The organism is Phytohabitans maris (assembly GCF_031085175.1).
GTDB lineage: Bacteria > Actinomycetota > Actinomycetes > Mycobacteriales > Micromonosporaceae > Phytohabitans > Phytohabitans maris.
Window position 1 is genome coordinate 103,347 of sequence record NZ_JAVHUY010000007.1, and the last position, 16,099, is coordinate 119,445.

Below are 16,099 nucleotides of genomic sequence, written 5' to 3' on the forward strand. Positions count from 1 at the left end.
ATTTCTGAGCCGGGCGCGCGAAAGCGAGCCGGGTCGCATAGCCGGTCATGGGTGTGTAGTCGGCGGAGGGGCCGAAAAAGTTCCCGGAGGGGCACACATCTTTTGCCCAGCCATCCCGCGTACCCTGAGGTGCCGTGACTCCCGCCCAGCGTGATGGCCACGCCGCCGACGAGTGGGTGGATGCTGCCCGCGATGGCGACCCCGCCGCGCAGGCGCAGTTCGTGCGGGTGACCCAGGTCGAAGTGTGGCGGTTCGTCGCCGCGCTGGTCGACCCGGGCAGCGCGGACGATCTGGCGCAGGAGACCTACCTGCGGGCGTTCCGGGCCCTCCCCTCCTTCCAGGGGCGGTCCAGCGCCCGCACCTGGCTGCTCGGCATCGCCCGCCGGGCCTGCGCCGACCACGTGCGCACCGTGGTCCGCCGCCGCAAGCTCGACGAGCGGCTGGCCGCGCAGGCGCACACCGACGGCCCTTACCCTGACCCCGCCGCCCAGCTCGGCGCGGCCGACCTGCTGCGGCGGCTGCCGGACGACCGGCGCGGGGCGTTCGTGCTGACCCAGGTGCTCGGCCTGTCATACGCGGAGGCGGCGGACGTGGAGGGTGTGCCGGTGGGCACGATCCGCTCCCGGGTCGCCCGGGCCCGGGCCGAGCTCGTCGACGCGCTCGGTGACGCCCTCGCGAGCTAGGCCGCCGAGACCCAAAGAGCCGAGACCCACGAGACAGGCCCCACAAGGAACCTCCCCAGACCGTAGGACGACTAATGAATGTGACCGCCGCGAGTTCGTCCGTTTCGCCCGCATCTGTCGGCAGATGGCGCACCGCGCGACCGTGGCTCGGCACACTGGTACGCCTGGGACTCGCCGCCGTCTGGCTGGCCGCCGGCAGCACCAAGGTCGGCGACCTCGCCGCCTCCGGCCGGGCCGTCAACGCGTACGACGTGATGCCCTACGACCTCGCCAAGGCGATCGGCGCCGCCCTCCCCTTCGTCGAGCTCGCGCTCGGCGTACTCCTCGTCGTGGGCCTCGCCACCCGGCTGGCCGCCGGCGTCTCCGCGGCGCTGTTGGTGGTCTTCGTCGCGGGTATCACCCAGGCGTGGGCGCGCGGCCTGCAGATCGACTGCGGTTGCTTCGGCAGCGGCGGCCAGCTCGCCGCCGGCCAGAGCCCGACCTACGGCCTGGAGATCCTGCGTGACGTCGGCTTCCTCGCGCTCGCCGGGTTCCTCCTGATCTGGCCCCTCACCCGTTTGTCCATCGATAGCTGGCTGGAGAAGACATGAGTTCCAGGGCCGGGCAGAAGCAGGCCGCGCGCATGGTGCGCGACCAGATCGCCCGGGAGAGGCGGCGTTCGCGCACGCTCTGGGCGTCGGTCGCGGCGGTGGCCGTGCTGGTCGTCGCCGGGCTGATCGGCTGGGGTGTGGTGGCGAGCCAGGACTCCGGCGAGTTCACGGCACCGGCGGGCGCGGTCGAGGACGGCACCGGGATCAAGGTCGGCAGCGGGCCGGTCCAGATCGACATCTACGAAGACTTCATCTGCCCGGCCTGCGGGCAGTTCGAGCAGCAGACCGGCGCCGCGATCGACCAGCTGGTCGCCGACGGCAAGGCCGCCGTCGTGTACCACCCGCTGGCCTTCCTGGACCGCTACTCCACCACCGACTACTCCACGCGGGCGTCGGCCGCTTCCGGGGCCGCGGCGGAGGGCGGTAAGTTCCGGGAGTACGCCAAGGCGCTCTTCGCGCAGCAGCCGGCCGAGGGGAGCGCCGGCCTCAGCGACGACAAGCTGATCGAGATCGGCCGGTCGGTCGGGCTCGGAGACGCCTTCGCCCAGGCGGTACGGGACGGGAAGTACAAGCCGTGGACGGCACACGTGACCGACGCAGCCAGCGAGGATGGCGTAAACGGCACGCCCACGGTGCGGGTGGGCGGCAAGGACGTCCAGCCGACCACGGAGGCGATCCAGGCGGCCGTCGGCTGAGCCGGCTCGTCTACGCCGCGGTCGCCGGTGTCCTGGTGGCGCTGGCGGCCGCGGCCCCGGCCTGGGCCCACGGGGGCGACGCGCCGGACGCGACGAACTACCGCACGACCGTCACGTCGGTGCCGCCGATGCCCGGCCTGACGGTACGGGCGGTGGAGGCGGGCGCCCGGCTGGAGCTCGACAACCGCACCGGGCGGACGATCGAGGTGCTCGGCTACGACGGCGAGCCCTACCTGGAGGTGCGCCCCGACGGGGTGTACGAGAACACCCGCTCCCCCGCCACGTACCTCAACGAGACGCTCGCCGGCGACACCGAGCCGCCGGCCACCGCCGACCCCACCCAGCCGCCGGAGTGGCGGCGCGCGTCGGACGAGCCGGTGGCCCGCTGGCACGACCACCGCACGCACTGGATGAGCGCCGAGCCGCCGCCCGCCGTCCGCGCCGAGCCGGCCCGGGAGCAGCGGGTACGCGACTGGGTGGTGCCGCTGCGCGACGGTGTGTCCACGATGGAGGTACGCGGCACGCTCGACTGGGTGCCGCCGCCGAGCCCGGGCGTGTGGTGGGCGTTCGTGATCATCGTCGGGGTCGGCGTGGCCGTACTCGGGCTCTGGTCCCGGGCGCTGCCGGTGCTCGCCGGGCTGGCCGTCGCGCTGGGCCCGCTCGCGATCGGGTATGCGGTCGCCCGGGAGCTCGACGCCGGTACCACCGGGGTCGGCCCGGTGCTGGTGGGCTTGCTCGTCGGGCAGGTGTGGCCGGTGGCCACCGCCCTGGCCGCGGTCGCCGCCGGCGGGTACGCCTTCCGGGGCCGCCCGGCCGCCGACTTCGCGCTCGCCATGGCCGGCACCTGCGTGGCCGTCTTCGCCGGGGCGGCCAACGCCGCGGTGTTCGCCCGCGGCGTCGTACCCGTGCCGTGGTCGCCGGTGCTCGCCCGGGTGGTCGTCCTCGCGGTGATCGCGATCGGCGGCGGCGTGGCGGTCGCGGCCGCGCTGCGCATGCGGGCGGCGGCGCGGGAGGCGGCGGCCGCGGAGCCCGCTACCCCGTGATCAAAGCTCCCGTCACGTCGTTCTAGCGGCTTGAAGGGAGCTTTGATCACGGGGAGGGACGGCGAAGCCGTAAGGCAGCTCCAGGCGATGCGCCGCCAGCAGGTCCGGGTCGGCCAGCAGCTCGCGGGTGGGCGCGTCGGCGACGATCCGCCCCTCGTCGAGGATCACCGAGCGGTCGCAGAGCTCCAGCGCGTACGGCAGGTCGTGGGTGACCATCAGCAGCGTCACCGGCAGCGACCGCAGGATCTCGGCCAGCTCGCGGCGGGCCGCCGGGTCCAGGTTGGACGACGGCTCGTCCAGCACGAGGATCTCCGGGCGCATCGAGAGCACGGTGGCCACCGCGACCCGCCGCCGCTGTCCGAAGGAGAGGTGGTGCGGAGCCCGGTCACGGTGCTCGCTCATCCCGACCGCGGCCAGTGCCTCGTCGACCCGGGCGGTGAGCTCGGCGCCGCGCAGCCCCAGGTTGGCCGGGCCGAATGCGACGTCCTCGCCGACCGTCGGCAGGAAGAGCTGGTCGTCGGGGTCCTGGAAGACGACGCCGACCCGCCGCCGGATCTCGGCGAGCGTGGCGCGGTCGCGGTCGACGGTCAACCCGCCGACCGCGACCGAGCCCCCACCCCCATCGAGAATGCCGTTGAGGTGCAGCACGAGCGTGGTCTTGCCGGCCCCGTTGGGACCGAGCAGCGCCACCCGCTCGCCCCGGCGCACCGAGAGGTCGACCCCGCGCAGGGCCACGTGCCCGTCGGGGTACGCGTACCCGACTCCACGCACGTCCAGCGAGAGTGGTTCAGTCATCCCAGAATCACCGCCGTGCCCGCGATCGCCGCTGCCGCCACTGGAACGGTAGCCGCCGCGAGCCACTGATTGCGGGTCGCGGCGCCGGTCGCCAGCCAGGCCGCCGGCATGCGCCCGGCATAGCCGCGGGCCACCATCGCCAGGTAGACCCGCTCGCCCCGCTCGAACGCGCGCAGGAAGAGCGCGCCCACGCCGGTGGCGAAGCCGCGTAGCTGCCACAGGAACCGCGGGTCGTCGCCGCGCGAGATGCGCGCGATCCGCATCCGCCGGGCCTCGCCGCCGAGGACGGCGAGGTAGCGGAGCATGAACGTGGCGATCTGCGTGATGATCTGCGGGCAGCGCAGCCGGTCCAGGCCGACGATCAGGTCACGCGTCGTCGTGGTCGCCGCCAGGATCAGCGACAGCAGTACGCCGAGCGTGCCCTTGGCCAGGATGTTGAAGCCGCCGTACAGGCCGTCGCGGGACACCTCCAGCCCCAGGAACGTGACCTTGTCGCCGGCCGCCAGGAACGGCAGCGCGAACGCGAGCAGCACGAACGGCAGCTCCACCAGCGAACGCCTGGCGAGCCAGCCGGCCGGCACCCGCCCGATCGCGGCGACGGCGGCGACCAGCACGGCGTACCCGGCGAAGGCCCAGAGCGCCTCCCGCGGGGTGACCACCACGATTACGGTCGCGGACACCATCGCCGCGATCTTCACCTCGGGCGGGAGCCGGTGCAGTGGCGTGTCCCGGTCGAGGTAGAGACCCTTCATTCGACTTTCTCTGCCGGCTGCCTGCGGCTGCGCGCCAGCCAGAACAGGCCCCCGCCGACCGCGAACGTCAGCAGCACGCCGGCCACTCCCGCCAGGCCCGTCGAGAGGTACGAGTTGCCGATGCCGCTGATCCCGTAGTCGGCGAAGGGGCTGTCCGCCGCCTCGCTGTCCTTCGCGTTCTGCCCCATGCACGAGCCGCCGGTGATCTCGCCGTTGTCGTCGACCGTGCAGCCCTTGGTGGAGGCCGAGTCGAGCCCGTCCGGCGAACCGGAGGCGAAGTTGCTCACCACGCCGGCGAGCAGCAGCGCGATCAGCAGGCCGCCGAGGATGAACCAGGTCGTCCTTCTGCGGGGCCCCCGCGGGGACGTGGAGCGAAGCGGAGCGTTCTCGTGGGGTGCGTTCACGCCGCCACCCCTTCCGCCGTCACCTGCTGGGGCTGGCGCAGACCGCGCAACGCGTACACGAGATCGGGTCTGGTCCTGGCCACGGTCACGACCGTGACCGCCGCGATGAGGCCCTCACCGATGCCGATCAGGATGTGCGTGCCGGCCATGGTGCCGGCGATCGCGCCGAGGCTGTAGTGCTCCAGGTCGGTGGTGCCGCCGAGCGCGTACTGGAGCACGAAGCTCTGCGACGCGGCGACCACCGCGACCACCGACGCGACGAACGCGGTGATCCCGAGCCCGGTCGGCGTGCGCGGCAGCACGCGCAGGAGCAGGGCGATCAGCAGGTACGCGACCGCGGTGCCGACCAGCGCCATGTTGGTGACGTTGGCGCCGAGCGCGGTGACCCCGCCGTCGGCGAAGACCAGCGCCTGGACGATCAGCACGACCGACACGCACAGCGCGCCCACCCACGGCCCGACCAGCAGTGCGGCCATCGCGCCGCCGAGGAGGTGACCGCTGACGCCCGGCAGCACCGGAAAGTTGAGCATCTGCACGGCGAAGATGAACGCCGCGACCAGCCCCGCCATCGGCGCGAGGCGGTCGTCGAGGTCCCGCCGGCCGCGCGAGATGCAGTACGCGAGGGCCACGAGGGCGATTACTCCGTATATTGCCGATACGGGGCCGTTAAGCACGCCGTTCGATATGTGGAGCGCGACAGCTTCCATGGTTCCGGAGCTTATTTCTGCATGCGCTTTCTTGCCAAGAGCTGGCAATAAGCCATGTTCCGGTAGGGTTCGGGTCATGCCCGAGACACCTCGCCTTGCCCCCGGTGACATGGCACCGGACTTCGCTCTTCCCACCGACACCGGGGAGACGCTCTCCCTCAAGGAGCTGCGCGGTCGCAAGGTCGTGCTGTACGCGTACCCGGCGGCGATGACGCCCGGCTGCACCAAGCAGGCGTGTGACTTCCGCGACTCGCTGGCCTCGCTCCAGGCCTCGGGGTACGAGGTGGTCGGCATCTCGCCGGACAAGCCGGCCAAGCTGGCGCAGTTTCGCGAGCGGGACGCGCTGACCTTTCCGCTCGTCTCCGACCAGGACAAGTCGGTGCTCACCGCGTACGGCGCGTACGGCGAGAAGCAGCTTTACGGCAAGACCGTGACCGGCGTGATCCGCTCCACGTTCGTGCTCGACGAGGAGGGGCGCGTCGAGCGGGCGCTCTACAACGTCAAGGCGACCGGGCACGTCGCCAAGCTCCGCAAGGATCTGGGGCTCGACTGAGTAGACTCCTTGCCGTTGCGGGAGTGGCGTAATTGGCAGCCGCGTCAGGTTTAGGTCCTGGTGTCCGAGAGGACGTAGGGGTTCGAGTCCCCTCTCCCGCACGCTCGGTCCTACCCCTGGTGGGCGCTCGCCCGCCCGGTTGACCCGATCGCCTCGCCGGCCGTTCACGCGGGGACGGCAGGATGGGGGTATGGCGATCCGGTTCGATCTCGACCCCGCACTGACGCCCGCCCTCCGCGAGGAGATCGTGTCGATCTGGACCGAGGCCACCAACGCCGGTGGCGCGGTCGGCTTCGTCGAGCCGGTGACCCGCGACGACGTACTCCCCACGGCCGCCGAGGCCTTCGCCGCGGTCGAGGAGGGGCCCGACCGCCTGCTCGCCGGGTACGAGGACGACCGCCTCGTGGCGATGCTGATCTTCGTGGACAACCGCTTCGCGCTGAAGGACCACTGGTGCACGCTCAAGCGGGTGATGGTCCACCCCGAGTGCCAGGGCCGGGGGTACGGCTCCGCGCTGATGCGGGAGGCCGAGCGCCTGGCCCGGCTGCTCGGACGCGAGGCGCTGCACGTGACGGTGCGCGGCGGGCTGGGCCTGGAGCGCTTCTACGCCGCCCTGGGGTACAAGGAGGTCGGCCGCCTCCCCGGCGCGCTGCGGCTGGGTCCGGACGACGACCGCGACGAGACCCTGATGTGGCTGCCCCTACGATAGAGAGACATATACCCCCGTCCGCGTCACCTGCGGACCGCACGCGCGGGGTCCCCGGGGAAACGTGGAGCGCAGCGGAGCGTTTTCTTGGGGTGCTTTCCCGCGGGCACCGCGGAGGCCGGCGGCTCGCAGCGCTCGCCGACTTCCCCGGCCTCCGCTGCCGGGTCCGCGCCGGTTTCCGCGCGCTGTCACCGGACTTGAGGCGTCGTGGACGCGCAGACCCCGGACGACCGGTGGCTCCCCGCAGGGGCCGGGGTGAGATCGCGCGACGCGGAGGGTGAGGCCGCGGGAGCGACGGTCCGGACCACGACGGGCGTCGCGGTAGCCCAATCCTCTTTCCGGGTTTGGGAACCTCTCGAAACCGGCCTAGCAGCTGGCCGCAGCGCCCATCTGCTCGTCGGCGACGGCGGCCGCGGGGGCCAGGGCGGGCGGCGCGGTGGTGGGGCGCGGGCTCGCCTTGGGTTTCGCCGCGGGCGAGGTCGAAGCCTTCGTCGATGCGGATGCCTTGGGGGCGGCCGCGCCGGCGCCATACAGCCGGACGCTGGTCTTCTGCACCTGCTCCGGGGCCATCTTGATGCCCGTGGCGGTGGCGCGCTGGCCGTACACGTCGGTGAGCCGGATCGTGTACGGGCCGGGGCCGAGCCCGCTCTCGTAGATCCAGTAGTTGTACTCGGCCCGCTGGGTGGCGCGCCAGGTCGAGCCGGAGCGGACCTCGACCGAGCGGAGCGGGTTGCCGTGGTCGGCCACCAGCACGGCGAACCAGTACCGGGACGCGCCCTCCTTGATCCGGAAGCTGAGCGGGCCGGGCAGCGTGGGGTTCGGCGCGGCCTTGTACGAGATCGACACGTCCCCGTCGACCGGGTTGGCGATCTTCGCGAACGCCTCCTTGCTCAGGTCGAGGTGGCCGGCCTCGCACTCCGGACACTGATCCATGATCAGGACCCGGACCTTGCCCTTGGGGCCGGTGACGTCCAGGTAGCCGCCGCACGCCACGCCGGCGGAGTACTCGGACGGGCCGAGCGCGACATAGAGGCTGTCGTCCGGGGCACTCACGTACGAGCAGTTGCCGCCCTCGCCCTTGGCGTCGTAGAAGGTCGCCTTGCCGCGGTGGACGGTGCTGCCGGTCGGCGGAGCGGCGCAGGCCGGGGAGGGGCCCGAGCGCAGGGTCAGCACGGCGGTTGTCACGGCCGCGAGCAGGGCCGCGGCACCGACGAGGACCCAGCGGCGACCGACGAGCACCGCCAGATGCTGCCGGAACGCACGACCTGGATGCAACGCTTCTAATCGAGACCTAAGCCAACCCCATTGCGAGTGAATGACTTCATACATAGAGTCGGCGTATGAATGACCCTGCCGAGGCGGCGGGCGCCCGAGGTGACGCCGACGCGCCCGCCGCGAAAGGCGACGGCGTGGTCGGGCTCTTCCAGGGTGTCCGCCTCACCCCGACGCAGCGGCGGATCGCCCACAGCCTGGTGCAGCACGCCTCGGCGGCGGCGTTCCTCTCCGCGGCCGAGGTCGCCGACCTGGCCCGGGTGAGCCAGCCGTCGGTGACCCGGTTCGCGATGGCGCTCGGCTACGACGGCTTCCCCGCGCTGCGCCGCCGGCTGCGCGAGCTCACCGGCAGCGGCGCGGTGGCCGCGCCCCCCGCTGTCGGCAACGAGGTGCAGCAGGCCGTCCGCGCCGAGATGCGCCACCTCGACCGCCTGGCCGACCAGCTCGCCGACCGCGCCGCACTCACCGCCGCGGGCGTGCTGCTCGCCGCGAGCCGCCCGCTGCCGGTGCTCGGCCTGCGCGCCGCGGCGCCGCTGGCCGCCTACTTCGCGTACTTCGCCGCCAAGGTCCTGCCCGACGTGCGGGTGCTCGACTCCGGTGGCAGCCTGCTCGCCGACCGGCTGGAGCAGGCCTGGTCGGCCGGCGCCACGGCGCTGCTGGCGGTGGTGCTCCCCCGCTACCCGCGCGAGTCGCTCGACGCACTCCGCGACGCCCGCGCGGCCGGTCTCTCCACTGTGGTCATCACCGACTCGCCGGTGAGCCCGGCGGCCGAGCACGCCGACGTGGCGCTCACCGCCGCGGTCGGCACCCAGCTCGTCTTCGACCTGCACACCGCGCCGATGGCGCTCACCATGGTGGTGCTGCAGGCGATCTGCGACGCCGCGCCGGAGGAGGCGCAGCGCCGGCTGGAGGAGTTCGAGCAGTCCGTCACCCGCCGCCAGGTCTTCACGAGCTGAGGGGAAGGGATCATGCCGCCGACCGTCAGAGCCCCGCGGGGCACCGAGCGCACCGCCCGTGGCTGGCCGCAGGAGGCCGCGCTGCGGATGTTGATGAACAACCTCGACCCCGACGTGGCCGAGCGCCCCGAAGACCTCGTCGTGTACGGCGGCACCGGCAAGGCCGCCCGGGACTGGCCGTCGTACCACGCGCTGGTCCGCACGCTCGGCACGCTCGGCGACGACGAGACGATGCTGGTGCAGTCGGGGCGGCCGGTGGGCGTCTTCCGCACGCACGAGTGGGCGCCCCGCGTGCTGATCGCCAACTCCAACCTGGTCGGCGACTGGGCCACCTGGCCCGAGTTTCGCCGGCTGGAGCGGCTCGGCCTGACCATGTACGGGCAGATGACCGCCGGCTCCTGGATCTACATCGGCACCCAGGGCATCCTGCAGGGCACGTACGAGACGTTCGCCGCGGTCGCGGCCAAGCGCTTCGACGGCACGCTGGCCGGCACGCTCACGGTCACCGGCGGCTGCGGCGGGATGGGCGGCGCGCAGCCACTCGCGGTCACCATGAACGGCGGCGCCTGCCTGGTCGTCGACGTCGGCCCGGCACGGCTCGCCCGCCGGGTGGAGACCCGCTACCTGGACACCATAGCGTCCACTCTGGACGAAGCCGTAGCCCAAGCCACACAAGCGAAGCGGGAGCGAAAAGCACTCTCCGTCGGGGTCGTGGGCAACGCCGCCACGGTACTGCCCGAGCTGCTCCGCCGCGGCGTCGAGGTCGACATCGTCACCGACCAGACCTCCGCCCACGACCCGCTCAGCTACCTGCCGATCGGCGTCGACCTGTCCGACGCGCCGGACTACGCGGCGCGGAAACCGGAGGAGTTCACCGACCGGGCCCGCGCCTCGATGGCCAAGCACGTCGAGGCGATGGTCGGCTTCCTCGACGCCGGTGCCGAGGTCTTCGACTACGGCAACTCGATCCGTGGCGAGGCGCAGCTGGGCGGATATCCGCGCGCGTTCGCGTTCCCCGGCTTCGTACCGGCGTACATCCGGCCGCTCTTCTGCGAGGGCAAGGGGCCGTTCCGGTGGGCGGCGCTCTCCGGCCCGGCCGACATCGCCGCCACCGACCGCGCGGTGCTCGACCTCTTCCCGGAGAACGAGTCGCTGGCCCGCTGGATCCGCCTGGCCGGCGAGCGGGTGGCGTTCCAGGGGCTGCCGGCCCGCATCTGCTGGCTCGGGTACGGGGAGCGGGACCGCGCCGGCGTCCGCTTCAACGAGATGGTGGCCGACGGCACACTCAAGGCGCCGATCGTGATCGGGCGCGACCACCTCGACTGCGGCTCGGTCGCCTCGCCGTACCGGGAGACCGAGGGGATGGCCGACGGCTCCGACGCGATCGCCGACTGGCCGCTGCTCAACGCGCTCGTCAACACCGCCTCCGGCGCCTCCTGGGTCTCCATCCACCACGGCGGCGGGGTCGGTATCGGCCGGTCGATCCACGCGGGCCAGGTCTGCGTCGCGGACGGCAGCGCGCTCGCCGGCCAGAAGATCGAGCGGGTGCTCACCAACGACCCCGGGATGGGCGTGATCCGCCACGTCGACGCCGGCTACGAGCTGGCCGCGGACGTGGCGGCGGACAAGGGCGTCCGCGTGCCGATGGGCGAGTCGTGAGCGAGCGTAGCGAGCGAACCATCAAACTCAGCCCGCTTGGAGCCTCGTGCCCGCCCGCAGCGAAGCGAGGACGGGCATGAGCGAGTTCCGGGAGCTGTGGGACCAGCTCGCCCCGATCGGCCGCGACCCGGGCAGCGGCGGCTACCTGCGGTACGCGTGGGAGCCGGCCGAGCTGGCCTGCCGCGAGTGGTTTCGGGCGCAGGCGGACGCGCGGGACATGCCGGTGGAGGAGGACGGCAACGGCAACCTCGTGGCCTGGCGCGGCGCTGGCGAGGGCCCGGCCGTCCTGACCGGCAGCCACTTCGACTCGGTGCCGCACGGCGGGGCGTACGACGGTCCACTGGGCATAGTGAGTGCATTCTTGGCACTCGACCAGCTGGGGCCCCGGAAAAAGATCGGCGTCGCGGCCTTCGCCGAGGAGGAGGGAGCCCGCTTCGGGGTGCCGTGCCTCGGCTCGCGGCTGCTGTCCGGTGCGCTCGCCCCCGAGCGGGCCACCGCGCTGACCGACCGCTCAGGCCTGACGCTCCGCGACGCGTTGGGCCGGGAGCCCGCCGGCCGCACCGACCTTCTGACGAGAGTCGGCTGCTTCGTCGAGCTGCACATCGAGCAGGGCCGGGCGCTGGGTGAGGCGGCGGTCGGCGTCGGGAGCGCGATCTGGCCGCACGGCCGGTGGCGGTTCGACTTCACCGGGGAAGGTAACCACGCCGGCACCACGCGGATGTCCGACCGGCGCGACCCGATGCTCACGTACGCGTACACGGTGCTGGCCGCCAACAAGGAAGCCCGGCTGTGCGGCGCGCACGCGACGGTGGGGCGGGTGGCGGTGGAGCCCAACGCGACGAACGCCGTTCCCACACTGGTCCGCGGCTGGCTCGACGCCCGGGCAGCGGACGCGTCCACACTGGACGCGATGGTCGAAGCCATCCACAAGCGGGCGGTGGAGCGGGCCACCCGCGACGGCACCGCCGTCACCCTGACCGAAGAGTCAGTCACGCCCGAGGTCGCCTTCGACGGTGGGCTGGTCGCCCGCCTCGCCCGGGTGCTGGACGCGCCGGTGCTGCCAACCGGTGCCGGGCACGACGCGGGCGTACTGTCGAACCACGTGCCGACCGCCATGCTCTTCGTCCGCAACCCGACCGGCGTCTCGCACTCCCCCGCCGAGCACGCCACCGACGCCGACTGCGCGGCCGGCGTCGAGGCGCTGGCCCGCGTCCTGGACGAGCTGACATGACCGCCTACCACGCCGAGTGGGCCTGGCTAGGTGACGGGCCGGCCGCCGACGTGCTCATCGAGGTGGACGGCGGCCGTTTCTCGACCGTCGCTGCGGGCTCGCCCCGCCCTGACGGCGCCGCCCGCCTCGCCGGCCTCACCCTGCCCGGCCTCGCCAACGCGCACTCGCACGCCTTCCACCGCGCGCTGCGCGGGCGGACGCAGGCCCGCGGCACGTTCTGGAGCTGGCGTGACGCCATGTACGCGGTCGCCGCCCACCTCACGCCGGACAGCTACCGGGCGCTCGCCCGCGCCGTGTACGCCGAGATGGCCCTCGCCGGCGTCACCTGCGTCGGCGAGTTCCACTACCTGCACCACGACAGCGGCGGCACCCGCTACGCCGACCCCAACGAGATGTCCGGCGCGCTCGTCGAGGCGGCCGCCGAGGCCGGCATCCGGATCACGCTGCTCGACGCCTGCTACCTCACGTCCACTGTGGATGGCAAGCCGCTCGCCGGTGCGCAGGAACGCTTCGGCGACGGCGATGCGACGCGCTGGGCGGAGCGGGTCTCCGCGTTCGCCCCGCCGGCCCACGCGCGGGTCGGCGCGGCCGTCCACTCTGTACGCGCGGTACCGGCCGGGCAGATCCCCACGGTGGTCGAGTGGGCGGCCACACGCGGGGTGCCGCTGCACGTCCACCTCTCCGAGCAGCGCGCGGAGAACGCCGCCTGCCTCGCCCACCACCGCCGCACGCCCACGGAGCTGATCGCCGACGCGGGCGCGCTCGGTCCACGTACGACGGCGGTGCACGCCACCCACCTCAGCGACTCCGACCGCACCGAGCTCGGCGACACCGACACCGCCGTCTGCCTCTGCCCCACCACCGAACGCGACCTCGCCGACGGCATCGGCCCGGCCCGCGCGCTCGCCGACGCGGGCAGCCCGCTCTGCCTCGGCAGCGACAGCCACGCGGTGATCGACGTATTCGAGGAGGCACGGGCCGTCGAGATGGACGAGCGGCTGCGCACCGAGCGGCGCGGCCACTTCTCCGCTGCCGAAATCGTCCACGCCGCCACCGCGGCCGGCCACGCCGCGCTCGGCTGGAACGACGCCGGCACGATCGCGGTGGGCCAGCGGGCCGACCTCGTCACGGTCCGGCTGGACAGCGTGCGCACGGCCGGCACCGGCCCGCACGGCGCCCTCTTCGCCGCCACCGCCGCCGACGTGGCACAGGTCATCGTGGACGGTCGCCATATTGTCCATGATGGACGGCACAGCCACCTGGACGTGGCCCGCGCACTCGAGGACACCATCAGATGAACGCACCCCAGGAAAATGCTCCGCTGCGCTCCACATTTACCCGGGGCCCCCGCAACCTCCTGGTCGACAACATCGGCGAGCTGGTCACCAACGACCCCGCCCTCGGGCGCGGGCCGCTCGGCATCGTCCGGCGCGCCGCGCTCCTCATCGAGGACGGGATGGTCGCCTGGGTGGGCCGGGCGGCCTATGCGCAACCCGCGGATCGCCGCCTGGACGCCGAGGGCGCGGCTGTGTTGCCTGGCTTCGTGGACAGCCACGCCCACCTCGTCTTCGCCGGCGACCGGGCACCCGAGTTCGCCGCGCGCATGGCCGGCGAGCCATACACCGGCGGCGGCATCCGCACCACCGTCGCGGCCACCCGCGCGGCAAGCGACGACGACCTCCGCGCCACCGTCGGGCGCCTGCGCCGCGAGGCGCTGCGGCAGGGCACCACCACGATCGAGATCAAGAGTGGGTACGGGCTGAGCGTCACCGACGAGGCCCGCTCCCTGCGGATCGCCCGCGAGTTCACGGAGGAGACGACGTTCCTCGGCGCGCACGTGGTGCCGGCCGAGTACGCCGACCGCCCGGACGACTACGTCGGCCTGGTCTGCGGGCCGATGCTCCGGGGCGCCGCGCCGTACGCCCGCTGGATCGACGTCTTCTGCGAGCGGGGCGCGTTCGACGCCGACCACTCGCGGGCGATCCTGACCGTCGGCCAGGCCGCCGGGCTCGGCGTACGCGTGCACGCCAACCAGCTCGGCCCCGGCCCGGGAGTACGGCTGGCGGTGGAGCTCGGCGCGGCCAGCGCGGACCACTGCACCCACCTCGACAAGTCCGATGTGGACGCGCTCGCCGGCTCGGCGACGGTGGCGACGCTGCTGCCCGGCGCCGAGTTCTCCACCCGCTCGGCGTACCCGGATGCCCGCCGCCTGCTCGACGCACGGGTGACCGTCGCGCTCGCCACCGACTGCAACCCCGGCTCCTCGTACACCACCTCCATGCCGTTCTGCATTGCACTCGCCGTACGCGAGATGGGTATGACCCCGGCGGAGGCGGTCTGGGCCGCCACCGCGGGTGGCGCGCGGGCGTTGCGCCGCACGGACATCGGCGTCCTGCGGCCCGGCGCCCGGGCCGACCTGGTCGTGCTCGACGCGCCGTCCCACCTGCACCTGGCCTACCGGCCAGGCGTGCCACTCGTCCGCCACACCGTGCACAATGGAGTGCCTTCGCGATGACCGTCACCGTCCAGCCCACCGGCGTCACCGCCGCCGACGTCGCCGCCGTCGCCCGCGCCCAGACCCCGGTCCGCCTCGCACCCTCCACAATCGACGCCATGGAACGCAGCCGCGCGATCGTCGACGGCATCGAGCGCGCGGGGCGGCCGGTCTACGGCGTCTCGACCGGCTTCGGCGCGCTCGCCAACACGTTCGTGGCGCCTGAGCGGCGGGCCGAGCTCCAGCACGCGCTGATCCGCTCGCACGCGGCCGGGGTCGGCGACCCGATGCCCCGCGAGGTGGTCCGGGCGATGATGCTGCTGCGGGTACGGTCCCTCGCGCTCGGCCGCTCCGGGGTGCGCCCGCTGGTCGCGCAGGCGCTGGTCGACCTGCTCAACCACGACGTCACGCCGTGGGTGCCGGAGCACGGCTCGCTCGGCGCCTCCGGCGACCTCGCGCCGCTCGCCCACTGCGCGCTGGTGCTGCTCGGCGAGGGGTGGGTGCTCGACAAGTCGGGCGCCCGGATGGACGGCGGCGAGGCGCTGCACCGGGCCGGGCTGCGCCCCGTCACGCTCGCCGCCAAGGAGGGGCTCGCGCTGGTCAACGGCACCGACGGCATGCTCGGCATGCTGCTGCTGGCGATCGAAGACGCGGCGCACCTGCTTACGATGGCCGACCTGACCGCTGCGCTCGCCATCGAGGCGATGCTCGGCACCGACCGCCCGTTCCAGCCGGAGCTGCACGCGATCCGCCCGCACCCCGGCCAGGCGGTCTCCGCGGCCAACATCCACCGCCTGCTCCAGCACTCGGAAATCATGGACTCGCACCGCGACGACCTGGCCCACGCGGTGCAGGACGCGTACTCGATGCGCTGCGCTCCCCAGGTGGCCGGCGCGGCCCGCGACACGCTGACCTTCGCCGCGCAGGTGGCCGAGCGCGAGCTGGCGAGCGTGGTGGACAACCCGGTGGTACTGCCGGACGGGCGGGTCGAGTCCACGGGCAACTTCCACGGCGCGCCGCTCGGCTTCGCGGCCGACTTCATGGCGATCGCGGCGGCCGAGGTGGGTGCGATCTCGGAGCGGCGGGTCGACCGGCTGCTCGACGTCTGCCGGTCACGCGACCTGCCCGCCTTCCTCTCGCCGGACCCCGGCGTCAACTCCGGCCTGATGATCGCCCAGTACACGGCGGCCGGCATCGTCGCGGAAAACCGCCGGCTCGCCTCGCCCGCCTCGGTCGACTCCCTGCCGACCTCAGGCATGCAGGAGGACCACGTATCGATGGGCTGGGCGGCCGCGGTCAAGCTCCGCCGGGTGCTCGACAACCTGACCAGCCTGCTCGCGGTCGAGCTGCTCTCCGCCGTACGCGGCCTGCAACTGCGCCGCCCGCTGCGCCCCTCACCGGCCGGCGAGGTCGCGATCGCGGCCGTGGGCGAGTTCGCCGGCGAGCCGGGCCCGGACATGTTCCTGGCGCCCGTACTCGAACAGGCCCGGCACACCGTGCGCGACCGCACGCTACTCACCGCCGTCGAGGCCCGCGTCGGCCCGCTGACATAGAGGCCC

The 16,099-nt window shown here is 73.3% G+C and carries 17 protein-coding genes and 1 tRNA gene; 13 read left to right on the plus strand and 5 right to left on the minus strand.

Going from position 1 to position 16,099, the window contains the following annotated elements:
- Positions 1-134 precede the first annotated feature (134 nt).
- From RB614_RS09275 to RB614_RS09290, 4 genes are all read left to right on the plus strand, one after another.
- Positions 135-683 carry a sigma-70 family RNA polymerase sigma factor gene (locus RB614_RS09275; RefSeq protein ID WP_308711980.1) on the plus strand — a complete coding sequence of 183 codons (549 nt, stop codon included), beginning with the start codon at positions 135-137 and terminating at the stop codon, positions 681-683.
- A gap of 74 nt (positions 684-757) precedes the next feature.
- Positions 758-1,273 (plus strand): MauE/DoxX family redox-associated membrane protein, encoded by a 516-nt coding sequence (locus RB614_RS09280; RefSeq protein ID WP_308711981.1) that lies wholly within the window; start codon positions 758-760, stop codon positions 1,271-1,273.
- Positions 1,270-1,968, plus strand: a complete 699-nt coding sequence (locus RB614_RS09285) for a DsbA family protein (RefSeq protein ID WP_308711982.1) — start codon at positions 1,270-1,272, stop codon at positions 1,966-1,968. The genes RB614_RS09280 and RB614_RS09285 overlap by 4 nt, the downstream gene beginning before the upstream one ends.
- A 35-nt stretch (positions 1,969-2,003) precedes the next feature.
- Positions 2,004-3,011, plus strand: coding sequence for a hypothetical protein (locus RB614_RS09290; protein ID WP_308711983.1), 1,008 nt, complete (start codon positions 2,004-2,006; stop codon positions 3,009-3,011).
- Positions 3,012-3,023: 12 nt separating this feature from the next.
- On the opposite strand, the gene RB614_RS09295 is transcribed toward RB614_RS09290, so the two are convergent.
- The 4 genes from RB614_RS09295 to RB614_RS09310 form a co-directional block, all read right to left on the minus strand.
- Positions 3,024-3,806, minus strand: a complete 783-nt coding sequence (locus tag RB614_RS09295) for an energy-coupling factor ABC transporter ATP-binding protein (protein WP_308711984.1) — start codon at positions 3,804-3,806, stop codon at positions 3,024-3,026.
- Positions 3,803-4,558: a cobalt ECF transporter T component CbiQ gene (cbiQ, locus tag RB614_RS09300; protein ID WP_308711985.1), complete on the minus strand. Its 756-nt coding sequence runs from the start codon at positions 4,556-4,558 to the stop codon at positions 3,803-3,805. Before cbiQ ends, RB614_RS09295 begins: the two co-directional genes overlap by 4 nt.
- Positions 4,555-4,887 (minus strand): PDGLE domain-containing protein, encoded by a 333-nt coding sequence (locus tag RB614_RS09305; RefSeq protein WP_308712126.1) that lies wholly within the window; start codon positions 4,885-4,887, stop codon positions 4,555-4,557. Before RB614_RS09305 ends, cbiQ begins: the two co-directional genes overlap by 4 nt.
- Positions 4,888-4,958: 71 nt before the next feature.
- Positions 4,959-5,669, minus strand: coding sequence for an energy-coupling factor ABC transporter permease (locus tag RB614_RS09310; protein ID WP_308711986.1), 711 nt, complete (start codon positions 5,667-5,669; stop codon positions 4,959-4,961).
- A 76-nt stretch (positions 5,670-5,745) separates the two neighbouring features.
- Here RB614_RS09310 and bcp point away from each other — a divergent pair, with 76 nt between their 5' ends.
- From bcp to RB614_RS09325, 3 genes are all read left to right on the plus strand, one after another.
- The gene (gene bcp, locus RB614_RS09315; RefSeq protein ID WP_308711987.1) at positions 5,746-6,222 is read left to right on the plus strand and encodes a thioredoxin-dependent thiol peroxidase; all 477 of its coding nucleotides are present in this window, start codon (positions 5,746-5,748) and stop codon (positions 6,220-6,222) included.
- A gap of 17 nt (positions 6,223-6,239) precedes the next feature.
- A tRNA-Leu gene (locus tag RB614_RS09320) sits at positions 6,240-6,323 on the plus strand.
- An 89-nt stretch (positions 6,324-6,412) separates the two neighbouring features.
- Complete coding sequence (locus tag RB614_RS09325) at positions 6,413-6,931, plus strand: GNAT family N-acetyltransferase (protein ID WP_308711988.1); 519 nt, start codon at positions 6,413-6,415, stop codon at positions 6,929-6,931.
- A 363-nt stretch (positions 6,932-7,294) separates the two neighbouring features.
- Here the strand turns inward: RB614_RS09325 and RB614_RS09330 are convergent, their stop codons facing one another.
- Complete coding sequence (locus RB614_RS09330; protein WP_308711989.1) at positions 7,295-8,167, minus strand: expansin EXLX1 family cellulose-binding protein; 873 nt, start codon at positions 8,165-8,167, stop codon at positions 7,295-7,297.
- A 101-nt stretch (positions 8,168-8,268) separates the two neighbouring features.
- Here RB614_RS09330 and RB614_RS09335 point away from each other — a divergent pair, with 101 nt between their 5' ends.
- The 6 genes from RB614_RS09335 (at position 8,269) to hutH (ending at position 16,093) form a co-directional block, all read left to right on the plus strand.
- Positions 8,269-9,156 (plus strand): MurR/RpiR family transcriptional regulator, encoded by an 888-nt coding sequence (locus tag RB614_RS09335; protein WP_308711990.1) that lies wholly within the window; start codon positions 8,269-8,271, stop codon positions 9,154-9,156.
- A gap of 12 nt (positions 9,157-9,168) precedes the next feature.
- Positions 9,169-10,815: a urocanate hydratase gene (gene hutU / locus RB614_RS09340; RefSeq protein ID WP_308711991.1), complete on the plus strand. Its 1,647-nt coding sequence runs from the start codon at positions 9,169-9,171 to the stop codon at positions 10,813-10,815.
- A 76-nt stretch (positions 10,816-10,891) separates the two neighbouring features.
- Positions 10,892-12,046 carry an allantoate amidohydrolase gene (locus RB614_RS09345; protein ID WP_308711992.1) on the plus strand — a complete coding sequence of 385 codons (1,155 nt, stop codon included), beginning with the start codon at positions 10,892-10,894 and terminating at the stop codon, positions 12,044-12,046.
- Complete coding sequence (locus RB614_RS09350) at positions 12,043-13,344, plus strand: formimidoylglutamate deiminase (RefSeq protein WP_308711993.1); 1,302 nt, start codon at positions 12,043-12,045, stop codon at positions 13,342-13,344. Before RB614_RS09345 ends, RB614_RS09350 begins: the two co-directional genes overlap by 4 nt.
- Positions 13,341-14,561: an imidazolonepropionase gene (gene hutI, locus RB614_RS09355; protein ID WP_308711994.1), complete on the plus strand. Its 1,221-nt coding sequence runs from the start codon at positions 13,341-13,343 to the stop codon at positions 14,559-14,561. Before RB614_RS09350 ends, hutI begins: the two co-directional genes overlap by 4 nt.
- Positions 14,558-16,093, plus strand: coding sequence for a histidine ammonia-lyase (hutH, locus tag RB614_RS09360; protein WP_308711995.1), 1,536 nt, complete (start codon positions 14,558-14,560; stop codon positions 16,091-16,093). The genes hutI and hutH overlap by 4 nt, the downstream gene beginning before the upstream one ends.
- Positions 16,094-16,099 lie beyond the last annotated feature (6 nt).

Excerpts from the sequence above, each read along its gene's own strand:
- RB614_RS09280 (WP_308711981.1), top strand. The coding sequence starts at position 758 with ATGAATGTGACCGCCGCGAGTTCGTCCGTTTCGCCCGCATCTGTCGGC.
- hutH (WP_308711995.1), top strand. The coding sequence starts at position 14,558 with ATGACCGTCACCGTCCAGCCCACCGGCGTCACCGCCGCCGACGTCGCC.
- RB614_RS09345 (WP_308711992.1), top strand. The coding sequence starts at position 10,892 with ATGAGCGAGTTCCGGGAGCTGTGGGACCAGCTCGCCCCGATCGGCCGC.
- RB614_RS09325 (WP_308711988.1), top strand. The coding sequence starts at position 6,413 with ATGGCGATCCGGTTCGATCTCGACCCCGCACTGACGCCCGCCCTCCGC.
- RB614_RS09295 (WP_308711984.1), bottom strand. The coding sequence starts at position 3,806 with ATGACTGAACCACTCTCGCTGGACGTGCGTGGAGTCGGGTACGCGTAC.
- RB614_RS09285 (WP_308711982.1), top strand. The coding sequence starts at position 1,270 with ATGAGTTCCAGGGCCGGGCAGAAGCAGGCCGCGCGCATGGTGCGCGAC.
- bcp (WP_308711987.1), top strand. The coding sequence starts at position 5,746 with ATGCCCGAGACACCTCGCCTTGCCCCCGGTGACATGGCACCGGACTTC.
- RB614_RS09335 (WP_308711990.1), top strand. The coding sequence starts at position 8,269 with ATGAATGACCCTGCCGAGGCGGCGGGCGCCCGAGGTGACGCCGACGCG.
- hutU (WP_308711991.1), top strand. The coding sequence starts at position 9,169 with ATGCCGCCGACCGTCAGAGCCCCGCGGGGCACCGAGCGCACCGCCCGT.
- hutI (WP_308711994.1), top strand. The coding sequence starts at position 13,341 with ATGAACGCACCCCAGGAAAATGCTCCGCTGCGCTCCACATTTACCCGG.
- cbiQ (WP_308711985.1), bottom strand. The coding sequence starts at position 4,558 with ATGAAGGGTCTCTACCTCGACCGGGACACGCCACTGCACCGGCTCCCG.
- RB614_RS09350 (WP_308711993.1), top strand. The coding sequence starts at position 12,043 with ATGACCGCCTACCACGCCGAGTGGGCCTGGCTAGGTGACGGGCCGGCC.
- RB614_RS09310 (WP_308711986.1), bottom strand. The coding sequence starts at position 5,669 with ATGGAAGCTGTCGCGCTCCACATATCGAACGGCGTGCTTAACGGCCCC.